Source organism: Rhizobium sp. Root1212, assembly GCF_001424985.1.
GTDB lineage: Bacteria > Pseudomonadota > Alphaproteobacteria > Rhizobiales > Rhizobiaceae > Pararhizobium.
Genome location: NZ_LMDA01000001.1, coordinates 1,166,790 through 1,187,019 on the forward strand (window position 1 = coordinate 1,166,790; position 20,230 = coordinate 1,187,019).

The following is a 20,230-nucleotide window of genomic DNA, read 5'->3' on the forward strand; positions in this document are numbered from 1 at the left end:
TCCCGTCAACCGCCGAAAAGATTTCCCTTCTCCTCAACATAGGCTAGAAGGGCGCACACACATCAAATTGGAGTTCATGATGCGGCCCTCCGGCAGAAAAACCGACCAGATGCGCAAGGTTTCCTTCGAGCGCAACGTTTCCAAGCACGCCGAAGGCTCCTGTCTGGTGAAGTTCGGGGATACGCATGTGCTGTGCACGGCAAGCCTTGAGGACAAGACGCCGCCGTGGCTGCGCAACAGCGGCAAGGGCTGGGTCACGGCCGAATACGGCATGCTGCCGCGCGCCACCGGCGAGCGCATGAAGCGCGAAGCCGCCGCCGGCAAGCAGAGCGGCCGCACCCAGGAAATCCAGCGCCTCATCGGGCGCTCCCTGCGCGCGGTCGTCGACCTGCAGGCGCTCGGCGAACGCCAGATCTCGATCGACTGCGACGTCATCCAGGCCGATGGCGGCACCCGCACCGCCTCGATCACCGGCGCATGGATCGCTCTTCACGACTGCCTGAAGTGGATGGAAGCCCGCAACATGATCAAGGTCGAGAAGGTTCTGAAGGACCATATCGCCGCGATCTCCTGCGGCATCTTCGCCGACCAGCCGGTCATCGATCTCGATTATCTCGAAGACTCGGCCGCCGAGACCGACGCCAACTTCGTCATGACCGGCGCCGGCGGCATCGTCGAAATCCAGGGCACGGCCGAAGGCAAGCCCTTCTCCGAAACCGAATTCTCAACCCTGATGGGCCTCGCCAAGAACGGCATCGCCGAACTGGTGACGCTGCAGAAGCAGGCTGTCGCAGGCTAAGACGGGAACCGATGGCGCTTCTTCGGACAAGATTGCCCCTCACCCTAACCCTCTCCCCGCAAGCGGGGCGAGGGGACGACGGAGTGTGCGGTATCTCCCTTCTCCCCGCCTGCGGGGAGAAGGTGCCCGAAGGGCGGATGAGGGGCGCTCACCATGCCTAACTCCCTCGAAGGCATCCTCGAAACCGCCCTCTACGCCGACGATCTCGACGCCGCCGAGCACTTCTACGGCAGCATCCTCGGCCTCGAAAGGATCACCCGCGCCGGAAGCCGCCATGTCTTCTTCCGCTGCGGCAACAGCGTACTCCTGATCTTCAACCCGAAAGAGACAGTGAAGCCGCCCCATGACGGCGCGCTGCCTGTCCCGCCCCACGGCACCAAGGGCCATGGCCACGCCTGCTTCCGCGTCGCGGCCGAAAACCTTGACCGCTTCGCCGAAAAACTCGTATCCGCCGGCATCGCCATCGAGGCCGACATCCGCTGGCCGAACGGCGCCCGTTCGATCTATTTCCGCGACCCCGCCGGCAACAGCCTGGAATGCGCCGAACCCGGCCTCTGGAACATCGACTGAGAGAAACCCAATGCGCAAGCTTGAAGACAAGACGATCGTCGTCGCCAGCCACAATGCCGGCAAGATCCAGGAAATCCGCGACCTCATCGGCCCGCTCGGCTTTTCCGCCAGATCCGCGGCCGATCTGAACTTCATCGAACCCGACGAAACCGGCACGACCTTCGAGGAAAATGCGAAGATCAAGGCGCTGGCCTCGGCCCATGCCTCCGGCCTGCCGGCCCTGTCGGACGACAGCGGCATCGTCGTCGATGCGCTGGATGGCGCGCCGGGCGTCTATACGGCAAACTGGGCGGAAACCGCCGACGGCACCCGCGATTTCGCCATGGCTATGCAGAAGGTCGAAACGGCGCTTCAGGAAAAGGGGGCGACGACGCCGGACGCCCGCATCGCGCGCTTCGTGTCCGTGCTCTGCCTTGCCTGGCCGGATGGTCACGTCGAGCTTTTCCGCGGTGAAGTCGCCGGAAAGCTGGTCTGGCCGCCGCGCGGCGTAAGCGGCTTCGGTTACGATCCGGTCTTTCAACCGGATGGCTACGACACCACATTCGGCGAAATGACCGCCGAACAGAAACACGGCTGGAAGCCGGGCGACGCCGATGCGCTGTCGCACCGCGCCCGCGCCTTCAAGCTCTTTGCCGAAACCTGCCTTGCCGCCTGAAACGGCGCCCAAGCAGCCATAGACGGACTAAAAAGAAACGAACGGAATGGCCACTTTCACCTCCATCGGCGACCACAACGACCCCGGTTTCGGGGTCTATGTGCATTGGCCCTTCTGCGCCGCCAAATGCCCCTATTGCGATTTCAACAGCCATGTCCGCCACCAGCCGGTGGACCAGCCGCGTTTCGTCGCGGCCTTCCTGAAGGAAATGGCGGAAGCCCGCCGCCTCTCCGGCCCGCGCACCGTCACCAGCATCTTCATGGGGGGCGGAACGCCCTCGCTGATGGACCCGGCGACCGTAGAGGCCGTGTTGAACGGCATCGCGAAAGAGTGGCACGTGCCTGACGGCATCGAGATCACCATGGAGGCCAACCCCTCCAGCGTCGAGGCGACCCGCTTCCGCGGCTACCGCGCAGCCGGCGTCAACCGGGTCTCGCTCGGCGTGCAGGCGCTGAACGACGCCGACCTCAAGTTCCTCGGCCGCCTCCACAATGTCGAGGATGCGCTGAAGGCGATCCGGCTCGCCCGTGACATCTTCCCGCGCATGTCCTTCGATCTGATCTACGCCCGGCCGAAACAGACGGTCGAGGAATGGGAAAAGGAGCTGAAGGAAGCCGTCTCCTACGCCGTCGATCATCTTTCGCTCTACCAGCTGACCATCGAGGAAGGCACGCCCTTCTACGGCCTGCACAAGGCCGGCAAGCTGATCGTGCCCGATGGCGAGCAATCCGCCGTGCTCTACGAAGCGACGCAGGAGATCACCTCATCCATCGGCATGCCGGCCTACGAGGTCTCCAACCACGCCGCCCCCGGCGCCGAAAGCCGCCACAACCTCACCTACTGGCGTTACGGCGACTACGCCGGAATCGGCCCCGGCGCCCATGGCCGCCTGACGATGGGTGCCAACAAGATCGCCACCGCCACCGAGCGCAAGCCGGAAGACTGGCTGAAACTGGTGGAAGACCACGGCCACGGCATGATCGACCAGGAAATCCTCGGCCGCGACGAGCAGGCCGACGAACTCTTGCTGATGGGCCTGCGCCTCAAGGAAGGCATCGATCTCGTGCGCTGGCAGGGCCTGTCAGGCCGCGAGCCCGACCCGGACCGCGAGCAGTTCCTGATCGAGCACGGCTTCATCGAGCGGCTTGGCAATTCCCGCCTGCGCTGCACGCCGGCGGGAATGCTGATCCTCGATGCCGTGGTCGCCGATCTCGCCTGCTGAGAGGGGTTTCAGGGAATACCGGAACTCCGCGTTTTCCTTGAAACAAATCGCAAAACCGCCTCTTTCCAGACGCTTCCCGGCCTCTATCTAACCTGCACCGTCCCTTTTCCTTGCGATTGCCTGCCTCTATGCAACACGACGATTTCGCCTTCCTGGCCCATAAGGGCGACCTTGCCCGGCTGATCGCAGCCTATGATTGGTCTGCGACCTCCATAGGCTGCGTCACCACATGGCCGCAGAGCCTGAAGACGACCGTCGCGCTCATCCTCCAGTCGCCGGTGCCGATCGTCACCCTCTGGGGCACGGACGGCATCATGATCTACAACGACGCCTATTCCGTCTTTGCCGGCGGCCGTCATCCGCAGTTGCTGGGTTCCAAGGTGCGGGAAGGCTGGCCGGAAGTCGCCGATTTCAACGACAATGTCATGAAGGTCGGCCTTGCCGGCGGCACGCTCGCCTATACGGATCAGGAACTGATGCTGCAGCGCAGCGGCCAGCTCGAACCCGTCTGGATGAACCTGGATTATTCGCCGATCATCGGCGAGGACGGCAAGCCCGCGGCCGTGATGGCGATCGTCGTGGAAACCACCCTCAAGGTAAAGGCCGAACGCTGGCTGAGGGGGGAAAGCGACCGGCTGAAGCTGATGTTCGGCCAGGCCCCCGGCTTCATGGCCGTGCTGACCGGCGACGATCATCGCTTCGAAATGGCCAACGACGCCTATCTCAAGCTGATCGGTAACCGCGACATCCTCGGCCAACCTCTGCTCGAAGCCCTGCCGGAACTGATCGGCCAAGGTTTCGTCGAAGTTCTGATGGACGTGCGCGAGAGCGGCAGGGCCTATGTCGGCACGGCGACGCCGGTCAGGCTCGAACGTGCTCCCGGCGTGGTCGAGGAGCGCTATCTGGATTTCATCTACCAGCCGATCCGCGGCGAAAACGGCAAGGCCCTCGGCGTCTTCGTGCAGGGCAACGACGTCACCGAGCAGAAGCATGCCGAACTGGCGCTCAGGCGCGAGACGGCCGTGCTCAGCGTGCTCAACAAACTCGGGACGGACCTCGCCGCCGAGCGCAACCTCGACAAGGTCGTGCAGATGATCACCGATGCCGGTGTCGCCATGACCGGCGCGAAATTCGGTGCCTTCTTTTACAATGTGCTGAACGAGAAGGGCGAGAGCTACATGCTCTATTCGCTCTCCGGCGTGCCGCGCGAAAGCTTTTCGAGCTTTCCCATGCCGCGGGCGACGGCGGTGTTCCAGCCCACCTTCAAGGGCGAAGGCGTCATCCGCTCCGACGATATTCTCGCCGATCCGCGCTATGGCCACAGCGCGCCCTATCGCGGCATGCCCTCCGGCCACCTGCCGGTGCGAAGCTATCTCGCCGTGCCCGTCGTTTCGCGCTCCGGCGAGGTGATCGGCGGCCTGTTCTTCGGCCATCCCCGGCCCGGCGTCTTCAAGCAGGAGCATGAAGACCTCGTCATCAGCGCCGCCGGCCTTGCGGCGATCGGCATGGACAATGCCAGCCTCTTCCAGGCCCTGGAGCGTGAACTTGGCGAACGCAAGCGCGCCGAGGAAGAGCTGCAGCGTGTCAACAGCAGCCTCGAACAGCGGGTCGCCAGCGAAATCGCCGAGCGCATGCGCATGGAAGAGACGCTGCGCCAGTCCCAGAAGATGGAGGCGCTCGGCCAGTTGACCGGCGGCGTCGCCCATGATTTCAACAACCTGCTGCAGGTCGTCTCGGGCAATCTCCAGCTTCTGGCGGGCGACGTGCAGGGCAACGAGCGCGCCCAGAAACGCATCGAAAATGCGCTGAGCGGCGTCAATCGCGGCTCCAAGCTCGCAAGCCAGTTGCTCGCCTTCGGCCGCCGCCAGCCGCTGGAACCCAAGGCCGTCAATATCGGCCGCTTCGTCACCGGTATGGAGGACATGCTGCGCCGGACGCTCGGCGAAGCCATCGAGATCGAGACGATCCGCTCCGGCGGCCTCTGGAACGCCTTCGTCGATCCGACCCAGATCGAAAATGCCCTGCTCAACCTCGCCATCAACTCGCGTGACGCCATGGACGGCGCCGGCAAGCTGACGATCGAAGTCGGCAATGCCTCCCTCGACGACACCTATTGCCGTCAGAACGACGACGTGCAGCCCGGTCAATATGTGATGCTTGCGGTCACCGACACCGGTTCCGGCATGGAGCCTGCCGTGCTGGCGCAGGTCTTCGAGCCGTTTTTCTCCACCAAGCCGGTCGACAAGGGCACCGGCCTCGGCCTGTCCATGGTCTACGGCTTCGTCAAGCAATCCGGCGGCCATGTGAAGATCTACAGCGAGGTCGGCCAGGGCACGACGGTCAAGCTCTATTTCCCGCGCATCCGCCAGGCCGAGGATGTCATCGTCGAGGGTGAATTCGGCCCGGTCACCGGCGGCACCGAAACCATCCTCGTCGCCGAGGATGACGACCAGGTGCGCAACACCGTCGTCGAGCTTCTCGGCGCCCTCGGCTACAGCGTCCTGAAGGCGAAGGATGCCGCGGGCGCGCTGACCATCATCGAAAGCGGCGCGACGATCGACCTGCTCTTCACCGACGTCGTGATGCCGGGGCCGCTGCGCAGCACGGAACTGGTGCGGCAGGTGCGCGAGCGCTGCCCGGAAATCGCCGTGCTGTTCACCTCCGGCTATACGGAAAATTCGATCGTGCACGGCGGCCGGCTGGACGAGGGCGTCGAGCTTTTGACCAAGCCCTATACGCGCGAGGCGCTTGCCCGCAAGATCCGCCACGTGCTCAACAACCACCGCCAGCACATCGAGGCGCGCCGACGTCTGGAGCGCCACCCGCCTGCCGTCCGCCGGGAAGAGGTGAAGCACAGCGTGCTTCTGGTCGAAGACGATTTCCTGATCCGCATGTCGACGGCCGATATCCTGAGCGAACTCGGCCATGCGGTCGAGGAGGCCGGCACCGCCGAGCAGGCGCTGACGATCCTCGACGCCAAGCCGATCGCCATCCTCATCACCGATCTCGGCCTGCCCGGCATGTCCGGCACGGAGCTGGCGAAGGAAGTGCGCGAGCGCTTCCCCCATATCGGCATCATCTTCGCCACCGGCCAGAACGAAGCCCCGAAACTCGGCGACCCCGCCAATACCGCGCTGCTCAGAAAACCCTTCGGCATGCCCGATATCGCCAAGGCGATCGGCAGCCTCAATCTCTGACGATCAGGGCGCGGCAAACTTCATTGTCCCCTCTCCCCGCCTGCGGGGAGAGGGCCAGGGTGAGGGGCAAAACCCTCTTCCCCGAGAATGTCGAGATTCAGCCCCTCATCCGCCCTGTCGGGCACCTTCTCCCCGCATTCGGGGAGAAGGAGGCACGCCGCACGGTTTGTCGCCCGGTCATCAGGCCCATTCGCCCTTACGCATGACGGCGACCCGGCCACCGTTCGGCAGGATGCCGTCGATATCCACCTTGTCGGAACCGATCATCCAGTCGATGTGGATCAGGCTGGAATTGCCGCCCTGCGCCTTGATCTGCTCCTGGCTCAGCGAAGCGCCGTTCAGGAAGCACTTGGAATAGCACTGGCCGAGCGCGATATGGCAGGAGGCGTTCTCGTCGAAGAGCGTGTTGTAGAACAGGATGCCGCTTGCGGAGATCGGCGAGGAATGCGGCACCAGCGCCACTTCGCCCAGTCGCCGCGCGCCCTCGTCGGTTTCGAGCACCTTGTTCAGCACCGCCTCACCCTTCGACGCCTTCGCCTCGACGATTCGTCCACCCTCGAAACGCACCTGGATATCGTCGATCAGCGTGCCCTGATGCGACAGCGGCTTGGTGCTGGAAACATGCCCCTCGACGCGCAGCGCGTGCGGCGTCGTAAACACCTCTTCGGTCGGGATGTTCGGATTGCAGGTGATGCCGTTCTTGGCCATTGATGCGCCGCCATGCCACTCATGACCATCGGCAAGACCGACCGTCAGGTCGGTGCCCGGACCGGTGAAGTGCAGCGCCGAGAACCGCTCGCCGTTCAGCCAGGCAGAGCGCTTGTGCAGGTTGGCGTTGTGCTCGGCCCAGGCCGCGACGGGATCGGCGACATTGATGCGCGAGGCGGTAAAGATCGCCTCCGCCAGCCTGGCGACGGCGGCATCTTCCGGCAGGTCCGGAAACATCTGCCTTGCCCAGGCCGGGTTCGGATAGGAGATGATGTTCCAATTGATGTCGAAATTGGAGATCTTTTCGAGCGCCGGCTTGTAGGCGATCGAATTGGCCTTGTTGGCGCGGGCGACCTTGGCCGGGTCCTCACCCGCCAGCATCATCGGATTGTCGCCGGAAATCGCCAGCCGCGCGGCATTGCCGGCGTAAGCCTTGGCCATGCCCTCATAGAGCCAGTCGGAGGCGCGGTCGAAGCTTTCGTCCGGCGCGTATCGATAACGGGCGAGCGTCGCTTCCTCGTCGGAATAGAAGGTCGAGACAAGCCCCGCGCCGGCCATATAGGCATGCTTGGTGATGAACCGCACCAGCGGCAGGGCCGCGATCGGCGCGGTGACGACCAGATCCTGCCCGCGCTCCAGCCCCAGGCCGACCTTGACGGCGACCTCGGCAAGCTTTTCCAGCTTCACGGGATCGATAACGGTTTTGACTGTGGTCGCGTCCATGGGATGGCTCCTGCTCATGTGTGATGGCCCGTTCTATCGCGACGAGGGCCAAACCGGAAGCCGAAAGCGAAAGACCATCGACAGTTGGCATCCCCCTCCTGCCCGCCAACCGGAATCGAACCTCTCGACAAAAGCGCGTATTGCGTAGATGCTGCACTCCCATCCCGCGAATGCAAAAGGGTCTGATCATGCGTAAGCTTGTTGTTTTGATTGGAATGATTGCTACCCTCACGGCCTGCACCCAGACGGAGAAGGGCGCCGCGATCGGCGCGGGCTCCGGCGCGATCATTGGCGGCATTGCCAGCAACAGCTGGGGCGGCGCGGCTATCGGCGCCGTGGCCGGCGGCGCCGTCGGCGCCCTGATCGGCCACTCCCAGGAGCACCGCGGCTATTGCATCTACCGCGATCGCTACGGCCGCCGCTACGAAGCGCGCTGCTAACAGCGAACTGCGCCATCCTACGGAAGCGATAAACGCCGTCCTCCATGAGGACGGCAGGCCCGCGCTCTGCTCATGTGCAGCTGATGCCTATGGAATGGCGTTGCAACTCCCTTCCCCCTTGCGAGAGCGGCGGAACCTGCGGCGGCAGCCAACTTCAGACAAGCAGCCGCACCGCCTCACGCCACCAGCGGCGCAGCAACCGCCTTCAGCGCCGTTTTCGCATCCACAGGCGCCAGCCGCACCTGCAGCCCGCGCTGGCCACCGTTGATGAACACATGCGGCTCGGACAAGGCCGCTTCCTCGATGGCGGTCGGCACGAGCTTCTTCTGCCCGAAGGGGCTGATGCCGCCGACATGATAGCCGGTCAGCCGCTCGGCATCGGCCGGCTTCATCATGTTGGCCGATTTGCCGGAAAAGGCCGCTGCCAGCTTCTTCATGCTGACTTCGTGGTCGGACGGCACGACGACGCAGACCGGCTTGCCATCGACCTCCGCCATCAGCGTCTTCAACACCCGCCGCGGCTCCTCGCCCAAAGCCTGCGCCGCCGCCATGCCGATACGATCCGCCGACGGATCGTAGTCATAGGCATGCACCGTGAAGGCCACGCCGGCTTTGCTCAGAAACTGCGTCGCCCGCGTCGTCTTCGACATTGTTCAGCCCTTGAATTCCGCCGCGTAGCGATCCGGCTTGAAGCCGGCGGAAAAATGCCCGTCGCGGTCAAGCAGCGGCCGCTTGATCATCGAAGGCTGCGCCAGCATCAGCGCGATGGCCTTTTCCCGATCGAGATCCTGCCGCTCGGCCTCCGGCAGCGCCCGAAAGGTCGTGCCCGCCTTGTTGAGCACCGTTTCCCAGCCCAGCGCCTCGCACCAGGCTGTCAGCGTCTCGCGATCGATACCCTCGCTCTTGTAGTGATGGAAGGCATAGGCGACGCCGTGGCCATCGAGCCAGCTGCGCGCCTTCTTCATCGTGTCGCAGTTCTTGATGCCGTAGATTTTGACCGCCACGCCCGTCCCTCAGTCTTCCAGTGTTCCGGCCTTGCGAACGGCCTTGCTCGGCGCCGCGCAGGCGATCTTCATCAGGTCGTCACGGCGGCGGGCAAAACGGGCCGACGCGCGGGTGGCGACGAGCCCGGCCTGCGGCGCCCGCACCTCGATATCGCCCTCGGCCATGCCCGGACGGGTAACGATGGTCGCCAACAGGTCGCCTTCGGCAACCGTGTCGCCAATATCCCTATGGAAGAGCACCGTGCCCGCCTCCGGTGCGCGGATCATCTCGATATTGTCGAGCGCGAAAGCCGGCCCCTCATAGTTCGCCGCGAGGAAACCCGGATCGGCCACCACGCCGCGGCCGGCGAGGAAATTCCAGAGCCCGTCGGCATCGGCGCTCGCCATGCCCGGATAGACATCGGCCCGCCCGCGAAGCTCGACGGTGACGGCAAGCCGTCCCGGCAACGCGGTCTTCTTCGCTCCCTTGCCCTGATGCTTCCAGGCATAGCCCACCGCCTCCTCGAAGGCCGAGCTTTCGCCGTCGGAGAGGAACACCGCTTCCATCTTCAGGGCGGCGGCCAGATCGGCAGCCTCCGGCCAGAAGGCATCGTCGATATAGGCATATTGCAGCGACTGGTCGTCGCAATGCAGATCGAGCATCAGGTCGGCGCCCATGGCCATGTACAGCAGTTCGCGCTTCAGCCGGTTGACGGCCGTCAGACTTTCCTTGCCCTCCAGCAGGCTATCGCGCTCATCCACCGGGATCAGCGGATATTCGCGATTGAAATTGACGCGCGAGGCCAGATCGAAACGCCCCTGCATCTCGCCGAAATGCGATTGCGCCGCGCCGATCGGATTGGCCTGCGGAACGATGGTGATATCGCCGAGAATGGCCCCTTCCGCATCCGCCTTTCGCAGCCGGGCGCAGAGGAAGTGCAGAAGGGCCGTGCCCGGAAGCTCGTTGGCATGCAGCGCCGCCTGAATGTAGACGGACGGCGCCTTGGCATCCTTGCCATTGAACCGGATAACCGGAAGCCGCCACTCAAGGCCGGGCGTATCCCCGGCAATCACGATCTCGGATGTCTGCACAGAAGTATCGCCTTTCCCGCAATTTCCGGTGACGATCTATGGTCGTTCCGCCCGCCGAGCGCAAGACGGGGAAAGCTGCTATCCCGCATCGTCGCAAAGCGGCCAGCGGCCGAGATATTCATAGCGGCTTTCGCCCACCAGGCTATGGACCAGCACGACTTCGCGCACCATCCAGCGCACCGGCTCGGCCAGCACCGTCTCGGGGATTTCCGTCTCGCCGTAGCTCAGGGTCATATGCGGCATGAACCGCGGATTGTAGGTGAAGGTCATGCCCGCCGCCCACATCTCCTTGGCCAGCTGTACATGCAGGTCCATCAGTTCCTCGCTGCGGATGGCGTTGCAAAGCACCATCAGTCTGCGCTCGCCATGGGCAAAACTGGCGACCCGGTCGAAGCTGACTTCGAAGGGGGCGCCCCGAAGTGACGACATCACCTCCGAAACCGTAAAAACATCGGTCTCCGAAAGCGTGAGATAAGACCCGATCGGGTTAAGCGTCACATGAAGGGTCTCCCTCGGCCGCATCGCATGGGAAAGCCCATGCCGGTGCCCCAGTTCCTGCCCGGCCTCCCAGGCCTGCATCGCCGCCGGCTGATCCGGCATGACCGCCAGAAAGACGTTGGAGCGCCCCTTCTCCTCGTGACGCCGCGCCCTGCCCCTCTCCGGGCCGATCTCCGGCAAGCCATTCCAAAGCGAGCCCTGCTGAGGACGCAGTTTCTCGTTCCCGGACTGTCCAAGCATCGCAATTTCCTCTCTCTTTTTGATGCCGGCAGTATAGCCGATTGTCCGATTCTATCAAGAACAAAATAGGAACAAATACGAATTTATTCCTATAATTGAATCATGGACGTGCGGAACAGAACGCCCTCGATCCCCGCTCCAGCCGGAGATTTCAGGCGACGCCGAGCGTCTTGCGCATCTCCTCGCCGGACTTCAGCAACGCGATCACGTCCTCTTCCTCATAAACGGCCAGACCTCGATTTCGCTCGGGCCGGACATGGGATTGGGGCAGCGCTTCACCCAGGCGATCGCCTCGTCCATGTCTTTCACGTTCCAGATCCAGAAGCCGGCGACCAGTTCGCGCGTCTCTGCGAACGGTCCGTCGATCACCGTGCGGCCGGGGCCGTCGAAGGCGATGCGCCTTGTCTGCGTGCTCGGCTTCAGGCCCGCACCGGCCAGCATGATGCCGGCCTCGACCAGTTCGTCGTTGAACCGCTCCATCGCCTCGAAGGCCTCGGCCGCCGGCGGCATGCCCTTTTCGCTCTCCTCGGTCGCTTTCACGAACACCATGACACGCATCGTCTTTCTCCCTGTTCGAGCCGGCCTCTATTGGCCTCTCACCGGAACGACGAACGAGCCTGCCGCAAATCGACATCTCCCTGCAAATTTTTTGAAATACGAAGCACAATAAAAAACGGCGGGGAAATTCCCCGCCGTCATCATTCTATCGCCGCTTGGCTCATTCCCACTCGATGGTGCCCGGCGGCTTCGAGGTCACATCGTAGACGACGCGGTTGATGCCGCGGACTTCGTTGATGATGCGGGTCGCGGCGCGGCCGAGGAATTCCATGTCGTAGTGGTAGAAATCCGCCGTCATGCCGTCGACCGAGGTCACGGCCCTGAGCGCGCAGACAAATTCGTAGGTGCGGCCGTCGCCCATGACACCGACGGTCTGCACCGGCAAGAGCACGGCAAAGGCCTGCCAGATCGCGTCGTATAGACCGGCCTTGCGGATTTCGTCGAGATAGACGGCATCGGCTTCCCGCAGGATTTCCAGCTTTTCGCGGGTGATGCCGCCGGGGCAGCGGATCGCAAGACCCGGTCCAGGGAAGGGATGCCGGCCGATGAAACTTTCGGGCAGGCCGAGTTCCTTGCCGAGCACGCGCACTTCGTCCTTGAAGAGTTCGCGCAGCGGCTCGACCAGCTTCATGTTCATGCGCGCGGGCAGGCCGCCCACATTGTGGTGCGACTTGATGGTGACCGAAGGACCACCGGTGAAAGACACGCTTTCGATGACATCGGGATAGAGCGTGCCCTGGGCGAGGAAATCGGCGCCGCCGAGCTTCTTGGCTTCCGCCTCGAACACGTCGATGAAAAGCTTGCCGATCGTCTTGCGCTTCTTTTCCGGATCGCTTTCGCCTTCCAGCGCATTGATGAACAGGTCGGCGGCATCCACATGCACGAGCTTGATGTCGTAATGTTCCTTGAACATGGCGACGACATCCGCCGCCTCGTTCTTGCGCATCAGGCCGTGGTCGACGAGGATGCAGGTCAGCTGGTCGCCGATCGCTTCATGGATCAGCAGCGCTGCAACCGAGCTGTCGACGCCCCCCGAAAGACCGCAGATCACCTTTTTGTCGCCGACCTGCGCTCGGATCGCCTCGACGGCCTGATCTCGGTAAGCGGCCATCGTCCAGTCGCCCTTCAAGCCGGCAACCTTGTGCACGAAATTGGAGAGCAGCTTCGCGCCATCCGGCGTGTGCACCACTTCCGGGTGGAACTGCACGGCATAGAAGCGGCGCTTTTCGTTGGCGATGAAGGCAAACGGCGCATTGGCCGAGGTCGCCACGACCTCGAAGCCCTCGGGGATCGCAGTGACGCGGTCACCATGGCTCATCCACACCTGATGGCGCGAGCCGACCGGCCAGACGCCGTCGAACAGCGCACATTCCTTGTCGATTTCGAGGAAGGCGCGGCCGAATTCGCGGTGATGGCCGGCCTCGACCTTGCCGCCGAGCTGTTCGCACATGGTCTGCTGGCCGTAGCAGATGCCGAGAACCGGCAGGCCGCAATCGAAGACGATCTGCGGCGCGCGCGGCGAGCCGATTTCCAGCGTCGAGGCGGGGCTGCCCGAAAGGATGATGGCCTTCGGCTGCAGCCGGTGGAACCCTTCCTCCGCGGACTGGAACGGCACGATTTCGCAGTAGACGCCGGCTTCACGAACGCGGCGCGCGATCAGCTGGGTGACCTGGCTGCCAAAATCGATGATGAGGACGGTATCGGGATGCGCTGTCTGGGTCATGGGGGATCTTTCAGCAAGCGTGATCATGGCGAGCCTTTAAATAAAGGCTCGCTGAAGTGCAACGATTACATTGCACCCGCACAATTTCCGAGCCCCGCTGGACAGCCCGGCAGGCGGCGTGGCATCGATCGGATCATACAGAACTCCCCGGAAAGCTCCATGGCCGACCCCGACGACCTGAAGGCTGTCATCCTCGCAAGCCCGCTGATCGCGCCGCTTCTCGCCCGCTGGAGCGATCTCCAGCTGCCCGACGGATGGCTTGCTGCCGGCGCCCTTGCCCAGACCGTCTGGAACGCCCGCTTCGCGCTCCCTGCAAATCACGGCATCACCGATATCGATATCGTCTATCTCGATATCGACGATCTTTCCGAGACCGCCGAGTCCGCCCATGCGGCAAGGATCAGAGCGGCGTTTAACGATCTCCCGGTTCATCTTGATATCAAGAACGAGGCGCGCGTCCATCTCTGGTACGAGGCCAAATTTGGCTACGCCATCGCGCCTTACCGCTCGATAGAGGATGCGGTCAGCACCTTCCCCACCACGGCGACAGCCATTGCGCTGCGCCCGCGCCCGAACGGTTTCGATCTCTGCGCACCCTATGGCATCGACGACCTCATGAACGCCACCGTCCGCCCGAACAAGAAGCAGATCACGAGCGATGTCTATGCAACGAAGATCGCCCGATGGACGGCGCTCTGGCCGCAATTGCGGATCATCGACTGGGATGAGTGACCCGTCACAACGCGACCGCGCCCGAGACGATCCCCTCTTCCAGCGCATCGACGGCGGCGGCGAGCTTTTCGTCGATGATGTGCAGATATTGCGTCCAGTCGCCGACATGCTTCAGCTCTTCGCGGCCATCGGAAATCCCGCGCAGCCCGACCAGCGGAATGCCGAAGGACTGACAGGCTCTCAGCACGGCAAAGGTTTCCATCTCCACCATGTCGGCCGCGATCGTGTCATAGACCGCACCGGAGACGACATTGGCCCCGGTCGAGAGGCTGGCCTCCGGCACGCCCGGAATTCTGAGCGGCAGATCGACGACGACCGGCAGGTCGAGAAACGGCGTGATGCCCTTCTCGAAACCAAGCGGCGAGGCATCCATGTCGCGATAGGCAACCGAGGTCGCCTGGTAAACCTCCGCCTGCTGCAGCCGCGCCGAGCCCGCCGAGCCGAGCGACACCACGAGATCGGGCAGCGCGCCCTGGCCATTCAGTTCCGCCAGCGTGCGCGTCAGCACCACCGCCGCCTCGACCGGTCCGACGCCGGTCATCAACGGCAAGATGCGTGCATGCAGGTGCCGGCCATACTCCGCATCCGCCGCCATCACATAGAGCAACGTCTTGTCCGCTACCGGTTTCAGCTCGAAGCTCATCCCTCGATCCCCTCGCGCCCGCGGATCACCATCATCGTGCCGGTCATGGAAGCGATCAGCTTGGCCGGCCCGTCCGGCGAGATGGCATAGCCGCGCCCGTCGGACACGATGATCGTCGTGCCCGGCTTGGTCACCTCGCCGCGAAACAGAAACCGCTCGCCCCGCCCCGGCGACATCAAATTGACCTTGAATTCGATGGTCAGGATCGAGGCATCCGGGTCGAGCACCGAATAGGCCGCATAGGTGCCAGCGGCATTCAGCGCCGTCGAGATGATGCCGGCATGGAGAAATCCGTGTTGCTGGGTCAGCTTCTCGTCAAAGGGAAGCTCGATCTCGATCGTGCCCGGCTCGATCCGCGTCAATTCGGCGCCGATCGTGCGCATCACCGCCTGCTTTTCGAAACTTTCACGGATTCGCGCGCGGAAATCCGCCGGTCTGTCATCCTGCATCGTGTTGGTTCGCTGCTCCTGCCTCTGGCATCGACAGTTGCACGCACGCCCCTCACCGGCAAGCTCAATTCATAAGCACAATCGAAAGGTTCAGCAGCGTCGCAAAGGCGACCCAGGCGAGATAAGGCAGAAACAGCAGGAATGAGGCCCGATCGCGGCGATAGCTGACGCCGAGAAAGGCAATGAGCGAAACCAGAAGCGCCAGAATGACGATCAGCGCCAGCGCGATCCGCTGCAGGCCGAAGAACAGCGGCGACCAGGCGAAATTGAAGATCATCTGCGCGACCCACAGCCGCATCATCGCTGAAGACCGATGGTGGAGAAAGCATCGCGCCCCGACAAAGCCGATGATCACATAAAGCGCCGTCCAGACCGGCGCGAAAACCCAGTTCGGCGGATTGAACGCGGGCTTTGCCAGCGACTGATACCATTCGCCGGGAATGTTGTTGATGCCGATCAGCAGGCCGCAGCCGGTGACGAGGACGATGAAGAGCGCATAGACGAGAGGCTTGGACATAGAGCGGGACATAGCGCCGCAAACCGGCGTGTCCAGAGCCGTCCCACCGAGGCACGAGACCGCAGCGATCATCGCTGGCGGCCCTCTTCCACCTTCGCACCATGGCTCCCATATCCCTTCTATGAACCAGCCCTTCCGTATCCGCCCCGCCGACAGCGAGGACACGCTCATCATCGGCGAAATCCTCGTCGAGACCTGGCGCGCGACCTTTCGCGGCATCATCGACGATGCCTATCTCGACGGCATGAGTGAGGACGACCAGGCCATCCGCCACGCCCGGCGCATGCAGGCGGGCGGCGTCTTCTATCAGGCGGGCGTCGATGCCGACGGCCTGATCGGCTTTGCCAATTACGGCCCGGCCCGGCACCCCGTGCCACCCGGCATCATGGAACTCTACGCGCTCTATATCCGCCCCGCCGCGCAGGGCACCGGCCTCGGCAAGGCGCTGGTCAAGGCCGTGGCGAGCGATTGCCTCGCGCGCGGCGCAAACGGCCTGTTTGCCTGGGTGCTTGCCGAAAATGCCAATCGCGGCTTTTACGAACATATCGGCGCGACCGTCGCGGCGCAGGGCCGCGTGCGTGTCGGAAGGCAGGATCACGAACAGCTCGCCTATCTCTGGGAGGACCTGCCGCAGCTCATTGCCCTTTAGAGGCGATCCGCACGATATGCTGGTCCCAGGCGACGTCGCTGCGCCGGCCGGCAAAATCGCCGTCATAGCTCGACACCGCAAAGCTCTTCGGCGAGGCCGCAACGCCCGCCGCATCGGGAACCCTCTCCTGCCGGATCACCTTGCCCGTCGCCGCCTCCAGCGTCACGGCCACGCCTTCCTTCGGCGAGGTCAGGCAGACCAGCCCCTCGGCCCGGTTCACCGCGACCGCGCCGACATAGTTGGCCAGCGCCACCGTCGCCTCCTCCGGCAGATCGACGAAGCTTAGATCCTCGCCCGGCGCAAAGGAGCCGGCAAGTGGCGGCAGGTCGTTGCGCGGCCCCTCATACTGGCAGGCAAACCAGACCCGCCCCCTGGCATCGATATCGACATGCCGGGTGGAAAGCTGCCGCCAGCGCTCCGGCATGGTGTGGCGCTCCACAAGCGCGCCGGTCCTGGTGTCGACCAGCGCCAGCGACGGCTCCATATGGTCGAGATTGAGCTTGGTGCGGCCGAAATCCGGGTGGGTCTCGATGCCGCCATTGGCGATCACCAGCAGCCCGCCATCGGCCGACAGCGTCATGTCATGCGGCCCGATGCCGTAGGAGGGAAACTCGCCGATGCGCGCAAACCCGTCCGTGCCGTCATAGACCCCGATCATGCCGCGATTGGCCGCAAAATCGTTCTCGGTGGCATAGAGCAGCCGCCCGTCCGCGGAAAAACAGCCATGGCCGAAGAAATGCCGGCCCTCGACGGCGCCGATCACGATCGGCTCTGCCCGCCCCAGCGGATCGAAGATCATCGCATAGGTGCCGGGCCGGCGGGCAAAGGCGACGCTTTTTCCCGTCGCCGCCGAATAGGCCATGCCATGCGCCCGCGCCGGCAGCGCCACCTTCTCGACGATCTCGCCCTGCTCCGTCACCGTGGCGATGCCATAGGAGCCATCCGGCGCCATGAAGCCCGAGGCATAGACGGCATCCGTCCGCGACAGCGCAAAGGCCGCCCCCGGCGAAAGCGACAGTGCCCAGGCCGCCCCCGCCATCTTCAGGAAGGCACGCCGCTCGACCAGCGGCGCCGTCCGTGTGAAGGCGCCGGCCATCAGTCCCCGTCCGCGAAGGAGAAGCCGGCGCTGAGCCCGATCGCCCCGCCGAAATCCCGGTTCAGCCGCTGCAAAAGGTCGTCGGTGTTGAGCACGATGAAATCCAGCTTGCCCCGCTGCTCGTCATCGGCGATCGCCTCGTCGATCGGCAGGTCGATCTCCTCGGACACCCGTACCAGCGACTTGAAGACGAAATCCGCGGACCCCGCGACCGACTTGCTGTCGGAGGGCAGAAGCGAGCGCATGTCCGCGCCATCGAACAGCTTTTGCAGGGCTTCGAAATTCGCATGCAGCGACGGCATGGTGTTGCCGGAGCGCCAGTAGGCCGCCAGCTTCGGATGCCCCTTGTCGGCGACGCCGTTGACGGACCCGGCATAGAACGGCCGCAGCCGCTGGTCCTTCACCGTCTCGACGCCGTGGACGAGAATGCCGAGCAGCCCGGTCACCGCCTCCCTGTTGTCGCGGAAGGACGGGTTGTCCGGCCCCGGCTTCTTCCATTCCGCCTGCACGCCATCCGGCTTTTCCCAGGCCTCGTGCAGTTCGCCCGCCACTTCGGCGAGGTTATCGGCAATGGCCGCGCCATAACGGCAGCGGAAACCGTTCGGCTCATTTGCCAGCTCTTCGGAGCCGGTGCCGTAGAGCACATATTCGAGCGCGCCGAGCCCCTGCGCCGCCACACTCTTGACCTTCAGCGTCTCACGCTTCGCGGCCGTCTCGTCCTTGGTGGCGATGATGCGCTGCACCTGTTTCAGGCCGGTGCTCTTGCGGTCGGGAAAGAACAGGAAGCGCTCGAACCGGTTCTGTTCCAGCACCGGCCCGACGCGGACGATCTCGATCGTCGACCATTTCTGCACCGCATTGTCGAAGATGAGCTGCAGGTTGCCAAGGCTTTCCTCGGACGGGTTTTCGCAGAAAAGATGGTGCGCCTCGGACAGCGCTTCCGTCGTCTCCATCAGGTCGCGATAACCGGGGCGAATGAAATTATCGACGGCTTTTTGCAGAACGGCCGGCACCGCCGCCTCGTTGACGACCCGCGGCGTCACGCCGTTCGAATCCTGCGCCAGAGCCACCGTTGCCAGCAGCGAAAAACCGAGAGTGACAAGCGGAAGGCGCATCAAAGAGACTCCAGAAACGTGATGAGGGCCTGCCTGTCGGCCTTGTCCAGGTCGGCAAACCGGTCGCGTGCTTTCTGCCCCTCGCCGCCGTGCCAGAGGATGGCTTCGGTGAGGTTCCGGGCGCGGCCGTCATGCAGGAAAAACGTGTGGCCGCTGACGGTGCGGGTCAAACCGATACCCCAAAGCGGCGGCGTGCGCCATTCCTTCCCCGAGGCTTCTCCAACGCTCTGGCCATCGGCAAGCCCGTCGCCCATGTCATGCAGCAGGAAATCGGAATAGGGCCAGATCAGCTGGAAGGCGTGGGCCTTGTTGGCGGCATCACGGCGGGTGACGAATTTCGGTACGTGACAGGAAATACAACCCGTCTCGTAAAACACCTTCTTGCCCGTCAAGGTCTCGGAAAAGCTCGCCTTTCGCCGCGCCGGCACCGCCAGGTTCTCGGCATAGAAGGTCACGAGACCAAGCACCGGATCGGGCGCCTCGGTATCGCCGAGCCGCGCCTGCACCCCGTCCGCCATGGCAAGACAGGCCGTTTGCGCGGTGGTGCAATCGCCGTGGCTGTCCTTCGAGGCCGGCGTCGAAATGCCGATATCGCCGGCAAAGGCGTCGGCGCTCTGCTGGCGCACGGTGGCGTTCTGCGCCTTCCAGCCGAATCGCCCGAGCACGGTGTTGCCGGTCGCCGGATCGCGCACGATCGCCGCCCGCCCGCTGATGCCGTCGCCATCGCGATCGTCGGGGTCGGCATGAGCGAGAATATCGTCGGGATGGATGGCCTCGATCAGCCCCAGCCCCATCATCGCCTGCGTCACGCGCGGCGAGATCGTCGTATCGGCACCGAGCGGCCCATAGCCGAGATCGGCAACGCTATAGGAGGGCCGCCGCAGCGAAACCGTCTCGCCGCCCTTCAGCGTCACCGGCTCTTCCCGATAGGCAATCGCCATGTGTCCCTCGGCCGGCAGGCCGGGCACGGCGCTGTCCTGCAATTGCCGGCCATAGACGGGATCGGGAAAATTCAAAACGTCATGGGCCGCAATCGCGGCTTTCTCAGCCTCAGTATGGGGTCCACGCGCCAACCGCAGAAACATCGAGGTCGCATCCGCGCTACCCTCCGGCGGATGCCCGCGCCCGTCGCGGAAATGACAGGTCTGGCAGGCGCGGGCATTGTAGAGCGGCCCAAGCCCGTCCGATGCCTGCGTCGAGGACGGCGCCGACACCCAGAGCTTGCGAAACAGCGCATTGCCGAGGTGGAAACCCTGCTCTTCTTCGAAAGTGATATTGGCGGAGGGCTGCGAAAAACTATCCTGATTGACCGGCGCGATAGAGGTCGCCGCCCCTGCGGACATGGCTTCGAAATTTTCGGCCTTGGAGAAGTCGAGTGTCGGGCGGGTGACGGCTGTAACTTTTGCGCGATCCGCTTCGGAAAGATCAGGTCGGGAGAGGCTCACCGATGGTTCGACGGCGCTGAGGTCGTCCCCTCTCCCCGCCTGCGGGGAGAAGGCTAGGGTGAGGGGCAATCTCTCATTCCCGGCAAAGCCGCTGTCTCGCCCCTCATCCGGCCTGTCGGCCACCTTCTCCCCGCCAGCGGGGAGAAGGGAAATGCCGCGCCCTCCGTCGTCACCGA

General features: G+C 63.9%; 21 protein-coding genes. 8 read left to right on the forward strand and 13 right to left on the reverse strand.

Features of this window, described 5'->3' with window-relative positions:
• Positions 1 to 79 precede the first annotated feature (79 nt).
• From rph to ASC86_RS05545, 5 genes are all read left to right on the forward strand, one after another.
• On the forward strand, positions 80 to 799 hold the full coding sequence (rph, locus tag ASC86_RS05525; protein ID WP_056317200.1) for a ribonuclease PH: 720 nt from the start codon (positions 80 to 82) through the stop codon (positions 797 to 799).
• Positions 800 to 952: 153 nt separating this feature from the next.
• Positions 953 to 1,369: a VOC family protein gene (locus ASC86_RS05530; RefSeq protein WP_056317202.1), complete on the forward strand. Its 417-nt coding sequence runs from the start codon at positions 953 to 955 to the stop codon at positions 1,367 to 1,369.
• A gap of 10 nt (positions 1,370 to 1,379) precedes the next feature.
• Complete coding sequence (locus ASC86_RS05535; RefSeq protein WP_056317205.1) at positions 1,380 to 2,024, forward strand: non-canonical purine NTP pyrophosphatase; 645 nt, start codon at positions 1,380 to 1,382, stop codon at positions 2,022 to 2,024.
• Between the two features lie 46 nt (positions 2,025 to 2,070).
• Positions 2,071 to 3,246 carry a radical SAM family heme chaperone HemW gene (hemW, locus tag ASC86_RS05540; protein WP_056317207.1) on the forward strand — a complete coding sequence of 392 codons (1,176 nt, stop codon included), beginning with the start codon at positions 2,071 to 2,073 and terminating at the stop codon, positions 3,244 to 3,246.
• A 128-nt stretch (positions 3,247 to 3,374) separates the two neighbouring features.
• On the forward strand, positions 3,375 to 6,443 hold the full coding sequence (locus ASC86_RS05545) for a response regulator (RefSeq protein WP_280136965.1): 3,069 nt from the start codon (positions 3,375 to 3,377) through the stop codon (positions 6,441 to 6,443).
• 180 nt (positions 6,444 to 6,623) lie between these two features.
• Here ASC86_RS05545 and ASC86_RS05550 read toward each other — a convergent pair whose 3' ends face one another.
• Positions 6,624 to 7,874, reverse strand: coding sequence for an aminopeptidase (locus ASC86_RS05550; RefSeq protein ID WP_056317210.1), 1,251 nt, complete (start codon positions 7,872 to 7,874; stop codon positions 6,624 to 6,626).
• A 188-nt stretch (positions 7,875 to 8,062) separates the two neighbouring features.
• Between ASC86_RS05550 and ASC86_RS05555 the strand changes: the two genes are divergently transcribed.
• The gene (locus tag ASC86_RS05555) at positions 8,063 to 8,314 is read left to right on the forward strand and encodes a YMGG-like glycine zipper-containing protein (protein WP_056318300.1); all 252 of its coding nucleotides are present in this window, start codon (positions 8,063 to 8,065) and stop codon (positions 8,312 to 8,314) included.
• A gap of 176 nt (positions 8,315 to 8,490) precedes the next feature.
• Here the strand turns inward: ASC86_RS05555 and ybaK are convergent, their stop codons facing one another.
• The 6 genes from ybaK to guaA form a co-directional block, all read right to left on the reverse strand.
• Positions 8,491 to 8,964 (reverse strand): Cys-tRNA(Pro) deacylase, encoded by a 474-nt coding sequence (gene ybaK / locus ASC86_RS05560; protein WP_056317212.1) that lies wholly within the window; start codon positions 8,962 to 8,964, stop codon positions 8,491 to 8,493.
• A 3-nt stretch (positions 8,965 to 8,967) separates the two neighbouring features.
• The gene (locus ASC86_RS05565; RefSeq protein WP_056317214.1) at positions 8,968 to 9,318 is read right to left on the reverse strand and encodes an ArsC family reductase; all 351 of its coding nucleotides are present in this window, start codon (positions 9,316 to 9,318) and stop codon (positions 8,968 to 8,970) included.
• A gap of 9 nt (positions 9,319 to 9,327) precedes the next feature.
• On the reverse strand, positions 9,328 to 10,389 hold the full coding sequence (locus ASC86_RS05570) for a succinylglutamate desuccinylase/aspartoacylase family protein (protein WP_056317217.1): 1,062 nt from the start codon (positions 10,387 to 10,389) through the stop codon (positions 9,328 to 9,330).
• A 78-nt stretch (positions 10,390 to 10,467) separates the two neighbouring features.
• A complete protein-coding gene (locus ASC86_RS05575) occupies positions 10,468 to 11,127 on the reverse strand; it encodes a 2'-5' RNA ligase family protein (RefSeq protein WP_056317221.1) in 660 nt (219 codons plus the stop codon).
• A 204-nt stretch (positions 11,128 to 11,331) separates the two neighbouring features.
• Positions 11,332 to 11,685: a YciI family protein gene (locus ASC86_RS05580; protein ID WP_056317224.1), complete on the reverse strand. Its 354-nt coding sequence runs from the start codon at positions 11,683 to 11,685 to the stop codon at positions 11,332 to 11,334.
• A 160-nt stretch (positions 11,686 to 11,845) separates the two neighbouring features.
• A complete protein-coding gene (guaA, locus tag ASC86_RS05585) occupies positions 11,846 to 13,408 on the reverse strand; it encodes a glutamine-hydrolyzing GMP synthase (RefSeq protein WP_056317226.1) in 1,563 nt (520 codons plus the stop codon).
• Positions 13,409 to 13,567: 159 nt separating this feature from the next.
• Between guaA and ASC86_RS05590 the strand changes: the two genes are divergently transcribed.
• Positions 13,568 to 14,140 (forward strand): nucleotidyltransferase family protein, encoded by a 573-nt coding sequence (locus tag ASC86_RS05590; protein ID WP_056317229.1) that lies wholly within the window; start codon positions 13,568 to 13,570, stop codon positions 14,138 to 14,140.
• Positions 14,141 to 14,144: 4 nt separating this feature from the next.
• Here ASC86_RS05590 and ASC86_RS05595 read toward each other — a convergent pair whose 3' ends face one another.
• The 3 genes from ASC86_RS05595 to ASC86_RS05605 form a co-directional block, all read right to left on the reverse strand.
• Entirely contained in the window at positions 14,145 to 14,783 is a 639-nt protein-coding gene (locus ASC86_RS05595) for a 5'-methylthioadenosine/S-adenosylhomocysteine nucleosidase (protein WP_056317232.1), read from the reverse strand.
• The gene (locus ASC86_RS05600) at positions 14,780 to 15,232 is read right to left on the reverse strand and encodes a PaaI family thioesterase (protein ID WP_056317235.1); all 453 of its coding nucleotides are present in this window, start codon (positions 15,230 to 15,232) and stop codon (positions 14,780 to 14,782) included. Before ASC86_RS05600 ends, ASC86_RS05595 begins: the two co-directional genes overlap by 4 nt.
• A 64-nt stretch (positions 15,233 to 15,296) precedes the next feature.
• Positions 15,297 to 15,749, reverse strand: a complete 453-nt coding sequence (locus ASC86_RS05605; protein WP_056317239.1) for a TspO/MBR family protein — start codon at positions 15,747 to 15,749, stop codon at positions 15,297 to 15,299.
• 121 nt (positions 15,750 to 15,870) lie between these two features.
• Here ASC86_RS05605 and ASC86_RS05610 point away from each other — a divergent pair, with 121 nt between their 5' ends.
• Positions 15,871 to 16,398 carry a GNAT family N-acetyltransferase gene (locus ASC86_RS05610; protein WP_056317242.1) on the forward strand — a complete coding sequence of 176 codons (528 nt, stop codon included), beginning with the start codon at positions 15,871 to 15,873 and terminating at the stop codon, positions 16,396 to 16,398.
• Here the strand turns inward: ASC86_RS05610 and ASC86_RS05615 are convergent.
• The 3 genes from ASC86_RS05615 to ASC86_RS05625 are packed head-to-tail and all read right to left on the reverse strand — an operon-like array spanning position 16,385 to position 20,054.
• A complete protein-coding gene (locus tag ASC86_RS05615; protein ID WP_056317243.1) occupies positions 16,385 to 17,494 on the reverse strand; it encodes a DUF1513 domain-containing protein in 1,110 nt (369 codons plus the stop codon). The two genes, ASC86_RS05610 and ASC86_RS05615, sit on opposite strands and share 14 nt — an antisense overlap.
• Entirely contained in the window at positions 17,494 to 18,609 is a 1,116-nt protein-coding gene (locus ASC86_RS05620; RefSeq protein ID WP_056317246.1) for an imelysin family protein, read from the reverse strand. Before ASC86_RS05620 ends, ASC86_RS05615 begins: the two co-directional genes overlap by 1 nt.
• Positions 18,609 to 20,054, reverse strand: coding sequence for a di-heme oxidoredictase family protein (locus tag ASC86_RS05625; protein ID WP_056317249.1), 1,446 nt, complete (start codon positions 20,052 to 20,054; stop codon positions 18,609 to 18,611). Before ASC86_RS05625 ends, ASC86_RS05620 begins: the two co-directional genes overlap by 1 nt.
• Positions 20,055 to 20,230: the final 176 nt, after the last annotated feature.

Bases quoted from the DNA above. Each gene is read 5' to 3' on its own strand.
- ASC86_RS05615 (WP_056317243.1), bottom strand. From the start codon at position 17,494: ATGGCCGGCGCCTTCACACGGACGGCGCCGCTGGTCGAGCGGCGTGCC.
- ASC86_RS05530 (WP_056317202.1), top strand. From the start codon at position 953: ATGCCTAACTCCCTCGAAGGCATCCTCGAAACCGCCCTCTACGCCGAC.
- ASC86_RS05605 (WP_056317239.1), bottom strand. From the start codon at position 15,749: ATGTCCAAGCCTCTCGTCTATGCGCTCTTCATCGTCCTCGTCACCGGC.
- ASC86_RS05600 (WP_056317235.1), bottom strand. From the start codon at position 15,232: ATGCAGGATGACAGACCGGCGGATTTCCGCGCGCGAATCCGTGAAAGT.
- ASC86_RS05545 (WP_280136965.1), top strand. From the start codon at position 3,375: ATGCAACACGACGATTTCGCCTTCCTGGCCCATAAGGGCGACCTTGCC.
- ASC86_RS05610 (WP_056317242.1), top strand. From the start codon at position 15,871: ATGAACCAGCCCTTCCGTATCCGCCCCGCCGACAGCGAGGACACGCTC.
- ASC86_RS05550 (WP_056317210.1), bottom strand. From the start codon at position 7,874: ATGGACGCGACCACAGTCAAAACCGTTATCGATCCCGTGAAGCTGGAA.
- ASC86_RS05535 (WP_056317205.1), top strand. From the start codon at position 1,380: ATGCGCAAGCTTGAAGACAAGACGATCGTCGTCGCCAGCCACAATGCC.
- ASC86_RS05575 (WP_056317221.1), bottom strand. From the start codon at position 11,127: ATGCTTGGACAGTCCGGGAACGAGAAACTGCGTCCTCAGCAGGGCTCG.
- ASC86_RS05555 (WP_056318300.1), top strand. From the start codon at position 8,063: ATGCGTAAGCTTGTTGTTTTGATTGGAATGATTGCTACCCTCACGGCC.
- guaA (WP_056317226.1), bottom strand. From the start codon at position 13,408: ATGACCCAGACAGCGCATCCCGATACCGTCCTCATCATCGATTTTGGC.
- ASC86_RS05580 (WP_056317224.1), bottom strand. From the start codon at position 11,685: ATGCGTGTCATGGTGTTCGTGAAAGCGACCGAGGAGAGCGAAAAGGGC.
- hemW (WP_056317207.1), top strand. From the start codon at position 2,071: ATGGCCACTTTCACCTCCATCGGCGACCACAACGACCCCGGTTTCGGG.
- rph (WP_056317200.1), top strand. From the start codon at position 80: ATGCGGCCCTCCGGCAGAAAAACCGACCAGATGCGCAAGGTTTCCTTC.
- ASC86_RS05595 (WP_056317232.1), bottom strand. From the start codon at position 14,783: ATGAGCTTCGAGCTGAAACCGGTAGCGGACAAGACGTTGCTCTATGTG.
- ybaK (WP_056317212.1), bottom strand. From the start codon at position 8,964: ATGTCGAAGACGACGCGGGCGACGCAGTTTCTGAGCAAAGCCGGCGTG.
- ASC86_RS05620 (WP_056317246.1), bottom strand. From the start codon at position 18,609: ATGCGCCTTCCGCTTGTCACTCTCGGTTTTTCGCTGCTGGCAACGGTG.
- ASC86_RS05590 (WP_056317229.1), top strand. From the start codon at position 13,568: ATGGCCGACCCCGACGACCTGAAGGCTGTCATCCTCGCAAGCCCGCTG.